The sequence below is a fragment of the Streptomyces nigra genome, assembly GCF_003074055.1.
In the GTDB taxonomy this organism is placed as follows: Bacteria; Actinomycetota; Actinomycetes; order Streptomycetales; family Streptomycetaceae; genus Streptomyces; species Streptomyces nigra.
Genome location: NZ_CP029043.1, coordinates 7,151,514 through 7,164,523, shown reverse-complemented (window position 1 = coordinate 7,164,523; position 13,010 = coordinate 7,151,514). Strand labels below are relative to the sequence as shown.

The window sequence follows — 13,010 nt, the reverse complement described above, 5'->3', positions numbered from 1 at the left end:
ACGGGGTCCCGGCCCGCCCGTCATGCTCCGCGTGCCGTCGGGACGACGCACACGCTGTCGATCCCCAGCACGTGGTTGAGCCGTCCGAACGCCAGCCAGGAACCGATGCTCATGCTCAGCTCCACGATCTCCGCCTGGCTGTAGTGCGCCTTCATCCGGTCCCAGAACGCGTCGTCCAGACCGTGGTGGTCGGTCGCGTAACGCTCGGCGTACTCGGCGGCGAGCCGGGTGCGTTCGTCGAAGGCGTCGGTCGTGCGCCACTGCGCGACGGTGTCCAGGAACTCCTCCTCGACCTTCTGCCCGTCGCGTTCGGTGCGCCAGCCGAGGCAGAACCGGCAGCCGTTGATCTGCGCGATCCGCAGCCGGGCGGCCTCGAACTCGCGCAGCCCGAGGGTCGTGTGCTCGTAGACGGCCAGGGAGAAGGCGCCGGCGGCCCGGCCTATCTCCGGTACGAGGTCGCCCCAGACGTACGGGATGGGGTCGGCGCCCTCGGGGATGTCGATGCGCATGGTCACCTCTTTCCGAGTCGGCCCGCCGCCGGGCGCAGCGGGACGTCGAGCGCGTCGTGGAGTCCCGGTCCGGCCTCGGCGAGCCAGTCGATGGCGTTCACCAGGCGCCCGGCCGCCGTCGCGTTCCCGCCGGCCGCCCGGTTGTCCCCCTCGTCCGTCGCCTCGACCGTGACCTCGATGCGGGGGCGGCCCTCGACGATCACGCGGTGGGCCCCTGCTCCGCCGTCCGGCGGCGTGGGCCAGTCCGGGGCGCAGGAGGGGTGGATCCGGGTGATGTGCTCGACGACGATCCGGGGCTCGCCCGCGACCATGCCGCGCACCTCCAGGCGTACGGCTCCCTGGGTGCCGGCCCGGAACTCCCCCATCGTGGCCGTGTGGACGGTCTCCTCCAGCGGGCGGCGTTCCAGCGTCTCGTCGATGCCGTCGAGTACGGCGCCCAGGGCGCGGGCCATCATCCGCAGCTGCCCGCCCCAGATCATGGTGGGGATGCCCTCGGCGAGCATCAGTGGCTGGTGGTCGAGCGGATGCCCCATGCCGATCAGATCGCGGACGGCCTCCTCCTGGTCGTACGTGGAGTAGTCGAAGATCTCCTGGCAGCGGAGCACATCGATCTCCGAGCCCAGTCCGCTGACCAGCAGCGGGAGGGCGTCGTTGGCCCAGCCGGGGTCGACGCCCGAGACGAACAGCGCGCCGCCCCCGGCCTCGGCGGCACCGGCGAGGACGTCGCGGATCTCCTCGGGCGCACTGGTGGGGTCGTACATGCCGTACAGGGAGGGGGTGACGACGACCGCTCCGGCGCGCAGGGCGCGGGCGACGTCCTCGATGGCGCCGTCGGGGCGTACGTCGCCGGAGGCCGCGTACACGACCGCCCGGGGGCGGGCCCGCAGCACCGCGTCCACGTCGTCGGTCGCCGCCACGCCGAGGGGGCGGCCGAGCCCGCTCAGCTCGCCCGCGTCCCTGCCGGCCTTGGCGGGGTTCGACACCAGTACGGCCACCAGGTCGAGCGCCGGATGGGCCGCCACCGCCCGGATGGCGGCGCGCCCGACGTTGCCTGTGCCCCAGACCACCGTGGGAATCATGCGCGGAGGGTAACGACGCGTAGCGAAAGTTCCCATAGCCGTGCACGAGGAATCCGGCCGGTCCGGGGTCAGCCGTCGCTGTCGTGGCCCCAGCGGTCCGGGCCGACACCGCGCCAGTCGATCCAGGGCGCCAGTGCCACGTCGGACGGGTCGATCTCCAGTCCCGCGCGGCGCAGGAACTCGGCGACATCGGTGAGGTTGTGGGCCAGTCCGAGGATCTCGCCGTCGACCCGGACGCGCCGGCCTCCGGTCGGGGACGGCGGATGCACGGTCACACGCGGGGATCCGGACATGTCCTCAGGATCATCCGGGTCGCCCGACCCCGCACTCCAGCGCGTCATCGGGCGGCCCGGCCGCCCGCGCGGCCCAGCTGCCGCAGCTCCCACCACGCGCCGGGGCTGGGCCGCCGGTGCTGCCAGTAGGGGTGGAAGAACACCTCGGCCGACAGCCGGTACAGACGCCGGCGCAGTTCGGTACGGCCGGGCCGCTCGGCGAGCTGCCGGTAGGTGGCGCTCCACTCCTGCTGGGCCCGGGTGAGGTCGTCTGGAAACGTACGCATGGCCGAATTCAATCATGTGTTCGATTTCCAGGGCCACCGGGACCCGGTGGTGAGGGGACGGCCCGCTCACGCCTCCGGGGAGAGCGTGCTCCAGCCGCGCTCCAGAAGCTCGAGGACCCGGGTGACGGCCGCCCGGGTGTCGTCATGGACGGCTGCCGCGCGGGGGGCCTCCAGCGCGAAGCGGGCCAGGGCCGTGCAGGCGGGGTCGGCGGCGGCGAGGCCGCTCTCCGCGGCGATGACCCGGGAGAGGGCGGCGGTGTGCCGCAGCCACATCTTCCGGCCGTAGCCGAGCAGCGCGGGGGTGCCGTTCACCAGTGCAGTGAAGGCGCGAAGCGGGGGTCGCCGTCGCCCGGGGCCAGGCGGATGGACAGGGCGTGCTCGCGCAGGGCGGCGGGAAGGGACTGCCCTTCGGGGCGCTCGCGGACGGCGGCGAGGAGGCGGGCCTCCTGCTCGGCGTCCTCGTCGAGGACCAGGGCCTCCTTGACCGGGAAGTGCTTGAACAGCGTGGTGGTGGAGACGTCGGCGGCGTCCGCGATCTCACGGATGCCGACATCGTCGTATCCGCGCTGCAGGAACAGGCGCAGGGCGGCGTCGGCGATGGCCTGGCCTCGGGGACACCGCCCACCTCATGCCGCCGCTGGGCGTCGGCGTCAGCCTCTCCATGCTGGACGCCTGCGAACTCGCGCTCGCCCTGGCCCGGCACGACACGGTCGACGAGGCCGTCCGCGCCTACGAGCGGACCATGCTCCCCCGCTCCGTGGAGACGGCCCGGGCTCTCGACGGTGCCGCCGAGCACCCGCTCTCCACCGAGCTGCCCGACTTCGCGGCCGCCGAACAGGGCTGACGGCTCCTCAGCCGGTTGCGCCGACCTCCTCGACCGGCGGCATGAAGGCGCGCAGCCAGCGTTCCGTCTGGGCGACATGGGCCTGGGCCGCGCCGGCCGCCGCGACCGGGTCGTGGTCGGCGATGGCGGTGGCCAGGACACGGTGGTCGTCGTCGCTCTTCCGCCGCAGCTCGGGGCCCTCGGGCAGGGTGAAGACCTGGTACTTGCGGCTGCGGGCCCGGAAGACGGCGAGGAGGGTCGCCAGGGTGGGGTTGCCGCCCACCCTGGCGATCTCCGCGTGGAAACGGTGGTCCAGTTCGGAGGCCTCGGTGGGGTCGCTGGTGGCCTCCATGGCGTCGATCAGCGAGAACAGGGTGTCGACGTTCTCCGGGGTGCAGCGCGCCGCCGCCTGGGCGGCCACATGGGCCTCCAGGACGCGCCGGATCTCGTAGACCTCCAACAGGCCGGAGAGCGGCAGCAGTTCAAGAGTCAGGGAGAGGCTGCCGATGACGTCCTCGGGCCTCAGCTGAGAGACGTAGGTGCCCGAGCCGTGCCGGGGTTCGATGACGCCCAGGGCGGCGAGCATGCGGACGGCCTCGCGCAGCGACCCCCGTGAGACGCCCAGCTCCTCGCAGAGCTCGCCCTCGGGCGGGATGCGCTCGCCGGGGCCGAGGCGCCCCGTCCCGATCATGTGCCGTAGGCCGTGGAACGCCTTCTCGACTGCGGACATCCGTCCCCTCTTCCTCCCCGTACGGGCCGGCGATCACGCCGCCGGCGCCTCGGAGCACTGTAGCGACTTTCCGATGTGTCGGCCGCATATCACCCGGAAGTCATCTGATGACTTTCACGGTACGACCCCTTGTTTCCCCCTCTGAAGATGTGCAGGATGCCGAGTCATCAGATGTGTCCGGCGGATCCTGTGCTTCCGCAGGACCGCCCTGCCCAGATGTGGAGACCTGTGAGCGAGACCGAGGTGACCACCGCACCACGCCCCCTGCTGCTGGCCGACGGCACGCCGGCCGACCGGGCGTGGTCGCTGGACCCCGCCCTCAAGCACCTGAACCACGGCTCCTTCGGGGCCGTGCCGCTGGTGGCCCAGGAACGCCAGGAACTGCTGCGCGTGCAGATGGAACGCTCACCCGTGGTGTGGTTCCCGGCGCTCCCGGAGCGGCTCGCCGCCACCCGGGTGCGGCTCGCGGAGTTCCTGCGGGTCGACGCCGGCGATCTCGCCCTCGTCCCGAACGCCAGCGCCGGCGCGAGCGTCGTCTTCGCCGCGCTGGCCCTGCGCCCCGCCGGGGAGATCGTCGTCACCGACCACGGCTACGGGGCCGTGACGATGGGGGCCGAGCGGCTGGCCCGGCGCCACGGCGGACGCGTGCGCACCGCCCGGGTGCCGCTGGACGCGGACGAGGAGCAGGCGTACGAGGCCGTGACCGCGGAGTTCTCCGACGCCACCCAGCTGGTGGTCGTCGACCAGATCACCTCGGCGACCGCGCGCCGGCTGCCGGTGGAACGCATCGGCGCGGAGGCCGGGCGGCGCGGCATCCCGGTCCTCGTGGACGGCGCCCACGCACCCGGTCTGCTCGACGCGCCGCTCACCGGTGCGACGTACGACTTCTGGACCGGCAATCTGCACAAGTGGGGCTGCGCACCGCGCGGTACGGCGGCCCTGGTGGCCCGGGGACCGCTGCGCGAGCTGCTGTACCCCCTCATCGACTCCTGGGCGGCGGCCGAGCCGTTCCCGGACCGCTTCGACCAGCAGGGCACGATCGACGCCACGTCCTATCTGGCGGCGCCGGCGGCCCTGGACTTCGTCGAGCGCACCTGGGGCTGGGCGGCCGCCCGCCGCTACATGGACGAACTGGCGGACTACGGCGCCGGGGTGATCGGCGCCGCGTTCGCCGGGACCGTGGGCTCGGACAACGCTGTCGACGTCGGTATGCCCGTCCCCGGGATGCGGCTGGTGCGGCTGCCGGACGGGCTCGCCGCCGACCGGCTCCAGGCCGACGCGCTGCGCGACCGGGTGGCCCGCGAGCTGGACGTGGAGGCGGCGTTCACCAGCTTCGGCGGCGTCGGCTACATGCGGCTGTCCGCGCACGTCTACAACACCGCCGCCGACTACGAGTACTTCGCCGAGGAATGCGTCCCCGTCCTCGGCGCGTGGGCACGAGAGAACACAGGGAAGAGGTCAGCACAATGAGAAGAAGGACGGCAGTCCTCGCGCTCGGCACCGCCACCGCGCTGCTCGTGACCGGCTGCTCCACCATGAGCCCCGAGGCGGACGGCACCGTCACGCTCAACATGGTGGAGAGCCTGACGAATCCGACCCGCACCGCCCTGCTCGAGGACCTCATAGCCGACTTCGAGCAGCAGAACCCGAAGGTCAAGGTCAACCTGGTCTCCCCGCCCACCGAGCAGGCCGACCAGAAGCTCCAGCAGATGCTCCAGTCCGGCAGCGGCGTGGACGTCCTGGAGGTCCGCGACATCACCGTCGGACCCTGGTCGAACAACGGCTGGCTGTACGACATGAAGAAGGACCTGGACGGCTGGAAGGGCTGGGAGGCGATGACGGAGAACGCCGTCAACGCCTCCAAGGACGCCAAGGGCGCCACGTACTTCGTCCCCTACGGCTTCTACGGCCTGAGCCTCTTCTACCGCACCGACCTCATCGAGAAGGCCGGCTTCGACAAGCCGCCGGCCACCTGGGAGGAGCTGCTGGAGCAGGCGAAGGCCATCCACGACCCGTCCGAGCGGCGCTACGGCTACGCCTTCCGCGGCGGCGCCAACGCCAACAGCAACGCGACGGCCGCCATCGAGGCGTATCTCGCCGACGACGTGGACCCGGCGAACGGCTTCAGGCTGAAGGACGGTCGTACGATCTTCGCCGCCCCGGAGGCCGAGGACGCGATCGAGAACTATCTGAAGCTGTTCAAGCAGGCGTCCCCCAAGTCGTCCGTCGCCTGGGGCTATCCGGAGATGGTCGAGGCCTTCTCCAACGGGTCGACGGCGTTCCTGCTCCAGGACCCCGAGGTGATCGCCACCGTCTCGGAGTCCAAGTCGATCTCCAAGGACCAGTGGGGCACCGCGCCGCTGGTCGCGGGCCCCGGCGGGAAGACCGTGCAGCCGCTGGCCACCGCCGGCTGGGGTGTCGCCAAGGGCAGCGGCCACAAGGCCGAGGCCGTGAAGCTGGTGCAGTTCCTGTCCCAGGGCGAGGCGTCGACGTCGTTCACCAAGAAGAACAGCCTGGTGCCCCTCCTCAAGTCGGCGACCAGTGACCCCTTCTACAAGTCCGGTCCCTGGGCGAGCTACGTGACCATGACCGAGCAGCCGGACAAGTACCTGGTCGTCACCCAGCCGCGTGGCGTCAGCTGGTGGGCCGAGTGGCAGCAGAAGGCGGACGCCGACGTGCAGAAGCTGGTCCTGGGCAAGACGTCGCCCAAGGAGCTGCTGGCCGGCTGGAACGCCTTCTGGACCGAGAAGTGGCAGCAGGAGCAGTAGACATGCCGGTCACGTCCACGACGACGTCGAAGACCACGGCGCCGGCCGAGGGGGCGGCCTCCCGCAAGGGGGGTCTCCCCCGCGGGGGCCGCCGCAAGCGGGAGTTCACCACCCGGCGCGGCCTCGGCATCGCCGCCTATCTGGCGCCCGCCGCCCTGTTCGTGGCGGTCTTCACCTACTACCCCATGATCGCGGGCGGCCAGATGGCCTTCCGCAACTGGAAGCTGACCGACCTCACCGACACCTCGTGGGTCGGGCTGAAGAACTTCGGCGACGTCTTCGCCGACCCCGCCTGGGGCACGGTGCTCACCAACACCGCGGTGTGGGTGGTCGGTTCGATCGTCCCGCAGCTGGTGATCGGTTTCGCGCTCGCGCTGTGGCTGCGCCGCCGCTTCCGCCTGCGCGGTCTCTACCAGGCGCTGATCTTCTTCCCCTGGGCGATCTCCGGCTTCCTCATCGGCATCCTCTTCCGCTGGATGTTCAACAGCGAGTTCGGCGTGGTGAACGATCTGCTGCAGAAGGCCGGTCTGGTCGACGAGCCGATCGCCTGGCTGGCGGACCCGGACACCGCCATGGCGGCGGTGCTCGTCGCCAACATCTGGTACGGCGTCACCTTCTTCGCGATCATGATCCTGGCCGCGCTCCAGTCGATCCCCGACGAGTTGTACGAGGCGGCCGCGCTGGACGGCGCGGGCAAGGCGCGCACGCTGTTCCAGATCACGATCCCCTACATCCGGACCACGCTGGCGCTGACCGTGCTGCTCCGGGTGATCTGGATCTTCAACTTCCCCGACCTGATCTTCGGTATGACCGGCGGCGGGCCGAACAACGAGACGCACATCGTGACCACCTGGATGATCAAGATCACTCAGCAGGGCGACTACGGCAGGGCCTCCGCGCTCGGCCTCCTCGTGGTGGCCGCGCTGCTGGTGTTCGCGGTGTTCTTCCTGATGGCCACGCGCGAGAAGAAGGGGGCGAGGGCGTGATCGGCAAGGAGTCCACGGCCGGCCGGGCCGTCAAGTTCGTCTTCCTCGGCGGGTGGCTGCTCTTCACCGTCTTCCCGCTCTACTGGATCGCCGTCACCTCGCTGAAGGCGCCCGGAGACATCTTCCACTTCCCGCTCGCGTACTGGCCCGAGCACTTCTCGCTGGAGAACTACCGGGGCCTGTTCGGCACGGCCGACTTCGGGACCTACCTCACCAACAGCCTGATCGTCTCCCTGGTGGCCGGTGCCACCGCGACGGCGATCTCCATGCTCTCGGCGTACGTTCTGGCCCGCTTCGAGTTCCGCAGCAAGTCGGCGCTGCTGATGGCGGCGCTGGTGACGCAGATGATCCCGTCGTTCATCGCCCTGGGCCCGCTGTATCTGCTGATGACGGACCTCGGCCTGGTCGACAACCGTCTCGGGCTGATCCTCGTCTACATCGCGGTGTGCATCCCCTTCTGCACGGTGATGCTGCGCGGGTTCTTCGAGAACATCCCGGACGCCCTGGAGGAGGCCGCCATGATCGACGGCCTGTCGCGGTTCTCGGCGCTGTTCCGGGTGCTGCTGCCGGTGATGCGGCCCGGGATCGTCGCGGCGTTCATCTTCAACTTCGTCAACTGCTGGAACGAGCTGTTCCTGTCGGTGACGCTGATGAACAGCGACGCGAACAAGACGGTGCCGACCGCGCTGAACGGGTTCATCTCCAGCTTCAACATCGACTGGGGCTCGATGTCCGCGGCTGCCGTGCTGACGATCCTGCCGACCATGCTGCTGTTCGCGTTCGCCAGCCGTCACATCGTCCAGGGACTGACCTCGGGGGCGGTCAAGGGCTGAGCGTCGCGCCAGGTCGGGGCAGGTGGATGGGCTCCGGCCGTGTGAGGCGTGTCCCGGCGGGTCACTCGGCGACCGAGGGGTTGGGACCACAGCCTCTTGGGTTTCCCGGGGCCCGCCCGCCCCGGGAAACCACACATTCCGCCCTCCGGGACCCCGCGGCAAATCCTCTCGTGTACCTCGTCCTGGCGCTTTCACTCCTCTTCGAGGCCATCGTTCTCGGCACACCGGAAGGCCCCTCTCCGGCTTTTGTTGTCGCCCGGCAACTGAGTTAACCTTCACCGGATCTTTTCATCCGGCCGGTTGCCGTGAACTGCGGAAACCGCCTGGTGAGTGGGCCCTTCACCGGGCCGGCGCGGTTCCGAGTCCTCGGTGCGGGGGCTCTTGGGGAGCGGAACGAGGGTGCGCATGACCAGCAAGACGACCGAGGCCGTCGAGACCGCCCCGGGTGACCAGGAGCTTCGGCAGCTGCTGGCCGGGCTGACCGCCGTACGCGACGGTGACTTCGGCACCCGGCTGCCGTCCGACGGCGAGGGCCTGGTCGGAGACATCGCCAACGTCTTCAACGGCATGGTCGACCAGCTGTCCGTGTTCACCTCCGAGGTCACCCGGGTGGCCCGCGAGGTGGGCACCGAGGGCACCCTGGGCGGCCAGGCGGAGGTGCCGGGCGTCTCCGGCACCTGGGCGGACCTGACCGACTCCGTCAACGCCATGGCGGGCAACCTCACCACCCAGGTGCGGGACATCGCGCAGGTGGCCACGGCGGTCGCCAAGGGCGATCTGTCGCAGAAGGTCGACGTCCCGGCGCGCGGCGAGATCCTGCAGCTCAAGGAGACCGTCAACACGATGGTCGACCAGCTCTCCGCGTTCGCCGACGAGGTGACCCGCGTCGCCCGCGAGGTCGGCAGCGAGGGCCGGCTGGGCGGCCAGGCCCAGGTGCCCGGGGTCGGCGGCGTGTGGCGCGACCTGACCGACTCGGTCAACTTCATGGCGGGCAACCTGACGTCCCAGGTCCGCAACATCGCCCAGGTGACCACCGCGGTCGCGCAGGGCGACCTCTCCCAGAAGATCACGGTCGACGCGCGCGGCGAGATCCTCCAGCTGAAGAACACCATCAACACGATGGTCGACCAGCTCTCCGCCTTCGGTGACGAGGTGACCCGCGTCGCCCGGGAGGTCGGCACCGAGGGACGCCTCGGCGGGCAGGCGGACGTCAAGGGGGTCAAGGGCACCTGGCGGGACCTCACGGACTCCGTGAACTTCATGGCGGGCAACCTCACCGCGCAGGTCCGCAATGTCGCCCAGGTCGCCACGGCCGTCGCGCAGGGCGACCTCTCCCAGAAGATCACCGTGGACGCGCGCGGCGAGATCCTGGAGCTCAAGACCACCATCAACACGATGGTCGACCAGCTCTCCGCGTTCGCCGACGAGGTCACCCGCGTCGCCCGCGAGGTGGGCACCGAGGGCAACCTCGGCGGGCAGGCCGTCGTCCGGGGCGTGTCGGGCACCTGGAAGGACCTCACCGACAACGTCAACGTGATGGCGTCCAACCTGACCGGTCAGGTCCGCTCGATCGCCAAGGTCGCCACCGCCGTCGCCCGCGGCGACCTGTCGCAGAAGATCACCGTCGAGGCCAAGGGCGAGGTCGCGGCCCTCGCGGACGTCATCAACACCATGGTCGACACGCTGTCCGCGTTCGCCGACGAGGTCACCCGTGTCGCCCGCGAGGTCGGCACCGAGGGCCGGCTCGGCGGCCAGGCGCACGTCCCGAACGTGGCGGGCACCTGGAAGGACCTCACCGACAACGTCAACTCCATGGCGAACAACCTGACCGGTCAGGTCCGCAACATCGCCCTGGTGACGACAGCGGTGGCCAACGGCGACCTGTCGAAGAAGATCGACGTCGACGCCCGCGGCGAGATCCTGGAGCTGAAGACCACCATCAACACGATGGTCGACCAGCTGTCGTCGTTCGCCGCCGAGGTCACCCGTGTGGCCCGGGAGGTCGGCAGCGAGGGCCGGCTCGGCGGGCAGGCGGAGGTCGAGGGCGTCGAGGGCACCTGGAAGCGGCTCACGGAGAACGTCAACGAGCTGGCCGGGAACCTCACCCGGCAGGTCCGGGCCATCGCCGAGGTGGCCAGCGCGGTCGCCGAGGGCGACCTGACCCGCTCGATCACCGTGGAGGCGTCCGGCGAGGTCGCCGAGCTGAAGGACAACATCAACTCCATGGTGGGCTCGCTGCGGGAGACCACCCGGGCCAACCAGGAGCAGGACTGGCTCAAGACCAACCTGGCCCGGATCTCCGGCCTGATGCAGGGCCACCGCGACCTGCCGGTCGTCGCCGAGCTCATCATGGACGAGCTCGCCCCGCTGGTGTCCGCGCAGTACGGGGCCTTCTACGCGGCCGAGGACAGCGACCGCGGCCCGGAGCTGCGGCTCGTGGGGTCGTACGGCTACCCCGACGCCACCGACCGGCCGGAGCGCATCCGGGTGGGCCGCTCACTGCTCGGGCAGGCCGCGCGCAACCGCCGTACGGTCAGCGTCGAGGAGCTGCCGGAGGACTACGTGACCATCTCCTCCGGCCTCGGGCAGACGGTGCCGCGCGCCCTGGTGGTGCTGCCCATCGTGGTCGAGGACCAGGTCCTCGGCGTGATCGAGCTGGCCTCCGTCACCCGCTTCACCCAGATCCACCAGGACTTCCTGACGCAGCTGATGCCGACCATCGGCGTCAACCTGAACACCATCGTGGCCAACGCGCGCACCGACGAGCTGCTGGAGGAGTCGCAGCGCCTCACGGCCGAACTCCAGGAGCGCTCCGAGGAGTTGCAGGTGCAGCAGGACGAACTGCAGCGCTCCAACGCGGAGCTGGAGGAGAAGGCGTCCCTGCTGGCCTCGCAGAACCGCGACATCGAGGCGAAGAACCTGCAGATCGAGCAGGCCCGGCAGGAGCTGGAGACCCGCGCGCAGGAGCTGGCGCTGGCCTCCAAGTACAAGTCGGAGTTCCTGGCCAACATGAGCCACGAGCTGCGCACCCCGCTCAACAGCCTGCTGATCCTGGCCCAGTTGCTGGCACAGAACCCGTCGCGCAACCTCACGCCGAAGCAGGTGGAGTACGCGGGCATCATCCACTCCGCGGGCTCGGACCTGCTCCAGTTGATCAACGACATCCTCGACCTCTCGAAGGTCGAGGCGGGCAAGATGGACGTCACGCCGGAGCGGGTGCCGCTGCGTGAGCTGCTGGAGTACGTCGAGGCGACGTTCCGCCCGATGACGACGCAGAAGAGCCTGGAGTTCGCGGTGGCGACCGCGCCGGGCACACCGGCCGACCTGCTCACCGACGGCTCCCGGCTGCGGCAGGTGCTGCGCAACCTGCTGTCGAACGCGGTGAAGTTCACCGAGCAGGGCGGCGTCGAGCTGCGGATCGAGCCGGCCGCGGACCGGGAGGTGCCCATGGGCGTCCTGCGCGGCGGTCCCGTCGTGGCCTTCCGGGTCAAGGACTCCGGTATCGGCATCCCCAAGCAGCAACTGGAGACGATCTTCGGGGCGTTCCAGCAGGCGGACGGCACGACCAGCCGCAAGTACGGCGGCACCGGCCTCGGTCTGTCGATCACCCGGGAGATCGCCCATCTGCTGGGCGGCGCGGTCACCGTGGAGAGCACGCCCGGCCAGGGCAGCACGTTCACGCTGTATCTGCCGGTGGCGCGGGCCGACTTCGAGGGGGTGCTCGACGGCACCGCCCGGTCCCCGGAGCAGCAGGACGCGACGGCCGAACTGCTGCCGGCCGCCGCCTCGGAGACCTCTTCCGTCAAGGCGCCCGAACAGCGCAGACGCCGGCTGCTCGTCGTCGAGGGCCGCACTCGCGGTCTGCTCACCCTGGTCGCCGAGCGGGCCGTCGCGGACATCGCGCCGGACGCCGACGACCGGCTCGGCGCGATCGACATCATCACGGCCGTCGGGGCGCAGGAGGCGGCGAGCACCCTGGCCGCCGAGCCCTGCCACTGTGTGGTCCTGGAGCTCGGCATGGCCGACGAGGAGGGCGCGCGGCTGCTGCAGGCCATGGAGGGCGACTCGGCGCTGGCGAGCGTGCCGGTGCTCGTGCACACCGGTCACCATGTGGACCAGGCGCGGGAGCAGGCGCTGCGCTCGCGGGCCAGCGGCCGGCCGCTGGACTTCCTCTCCAGCCTGGACGAGCTGCGCGAGCGCATCACCCTGCACCTTTCCGCCGAGGAGCCGGGGGACGTGCTGCAGCTGGTGCGTCCCGAGGAGCCGCAGCGGGCGATGACACAGGTCGTGGACAGCGCGTTCGCGGGCCGTACCGTGCTGGTGGTGGACGACGACGCGCGCAACCTGTTCGCGCTCAGCGGGGCGCTGGAGCTGCACGGCTTCCAGGTGCTGCACGCCGACAACGGCCGCCGGGGCATCGAGACGCTGCTGGCGCACCCGGACGTCTCGCTGGTCCTGATGGACGTGATGATGCCGGAGATGGACGGCTACGCGGCCACCGCGGAGATCCGCGCGATGCCCCAGTACGCGGATCTGCCGATCATCGCCGTCACCGCGAAGGCGATGCCGGGCGACCAGGAGAAGAGCCTGGCGTCCGGGGCCAACGACTACGTCACCAAGCCCGTCGACACCAACGACCTCATCAGCCGGGTCCAGCGCTGGCTGTCGCCGTGACGGGCGGTCGCACCGCCGCGTACCGCCGACCGCCCGGCGTCCCCGGACG

10 protein-coding genes and 2 pseudogenes are annotated in these 13,010 nt (G+C 70.7%); 6 read left to right on the top strand and 6 right to left on the bottom strand.

Annotation, left to right across the window (positions count from 1 at the left end):
• Positions 1-20 precede the first annotated feature (20 nt).
• The 5 genes and pseudogenes from DC008_RS32920 to DC008_RS32900 all read right to left on the bottom strand — a co-directional run bounded on the left by DC008_RS32920 (position 21) and on the right by DC008_RS32900 (position 2,746).
• A complete protein-coding gene (locus tag DC008_RS32920; RefSeq protein WP_108710133.1) occupies positions 21-509 on the bottom strand; it encodes a carboxymuconolactone decarboxylase family protein in 489 nt (162 codons plus the stop codon).
• Between the two features lie 2 nt (positions 510-511).
• Positions 512-1,588 (bottom strand): NAD(P)H-dependent amine dehydrogenase family protein, encoded by a 1,077-nt coding sequence (locus DC008_RS32915; RefSeq protein WP_108710132.1) that lies wholly within the window; start codon positions 1,586-1,588, stop codon positions 512-514.
• Positions 1,589-1,656: 68 nt separating this feature from the next.
• On the bottom strand, positions 1,657-1,881 hold the full coding sequence (locus tag DC008_RS32910) for a hypothetical protein (protein ID WP_208646045.1): 225 nt from the start codon (positions 1,879-1,881) through the stop codon (positions 1,657-1,659).
• Between the two features lie 44 nt (positions 1,882-1,925).
• Positions 1,926-2,147 (bottom strand): hypothetical protein, encoded by a 222-nt coding sequence (locus tag DC008_RS32905; protein WP_055623125.1) that lies wholly within the window; start codon positions 2,145-2,147, stop codon positions 1,926-1,928.
• A 66-nt stretch (positions 2,148-2,213) separates the two neighbouring features.
• Positions 2,214-2,746: pseudogene (locus DC008_RS32900) on the bottom strand (TetR/AcrR family transcriptional regulator).
• Positions 2,747-2,754: 8 nt separating this feature from the next.
• Here DC008_RS32900 and DC008_RS32895 point away from each other — a divergent pair.
• Positions 2,755-2,991: pseudogene (locus DC008_RS32895) on the top strand (FAD-dependent monooxygenase); the annotation flags it as partial.
• A gap of 7 nt (positions 2,992-2,998) precedes the next feature.
• On the opposite strand, the gene DC008_RS32890 reads toward DC008_RS32895, so the two are convergent.
• Entirely contained in the window at positions 2,999-3,700 is a 702-nt protein-coding gene (locus DC008_RS32890) for a FadR/GntR family transcriptional regulator (RefSeq protein WP_108710131.1), read from the bottom strand.
• Positions 3,701-3,928: 228 nt separating this feature from the next.
• Here DC008_RS32890 and DC008_RS32885 point away from each other — a divergent pair, with 228 nt between their 5' ends.
• From DC008_RS32885 to DC008_RS32865, 5 genes are all read left to right on the top strand, one after another.
• A complete protein-coding gene (locus DC008_RS32885; protein ID WP_108710130.1) occupies positions 3,929-5,170 on the top strand; it encodes an aminotransferase class V-fold PLP-dependent enzyme in 1,242 nt (413 codons plus the stop codon).
• Positions 5,167-6,468 (top strand): ABC transporter substrate-binding protein, encoded by a 1,302-nt coding sequence (locus DC008_RS32880; RefSeq protein ID WP_108710129.1) that lies wholly within the window; start codon positions 5,167-5,169, stop codon positions 6,466-6,468. The genes DC008_RS32885 and DC008_RS32880 overlap by 4 nt, the downstream gene beginning before the upstream one ends.
• Positions 6,469-6,470: 2 nt before the next feature.
• Positions 6,471-7,454, top strand: a complete 984-nt coding sequence (locus DC008_RS32875) for a carbohydrate ABC transporter permease (protein WP_108710128.1) — start codon at positions 6,471-6,473, stop codon at positions 7,452-7,454.
• Positions 7,451-8,287 (top strand): carbohydrate ABC transporter permease, encoded by an 837-nt coding sequence (locus DC008_RS32870; RefSeq protein ID WP_108710127.1) that lies wholly within the window; start codon positions 7,451-7,453, stop codon positions 8,285-8,287. The genes DC008_RS32875 and DC008_RS32870 overlap by 4 nt, the downstream gene beginning before the upstream one ends.
• A 405-nt stretch (positions 8,288-8,692) precedes the next feature.
• Entirely contained in the window at positions 8,693-12,961 is a 4,269-nt protein-coding gene (locus DC008_RS32865; RefSeq protein WP_108710126.1) for a HAMP domain-containing protein, read from the top strand.
• The last annotated feature ends 49 nt before the right edge of the window (positions 12,962-13,010 follow it).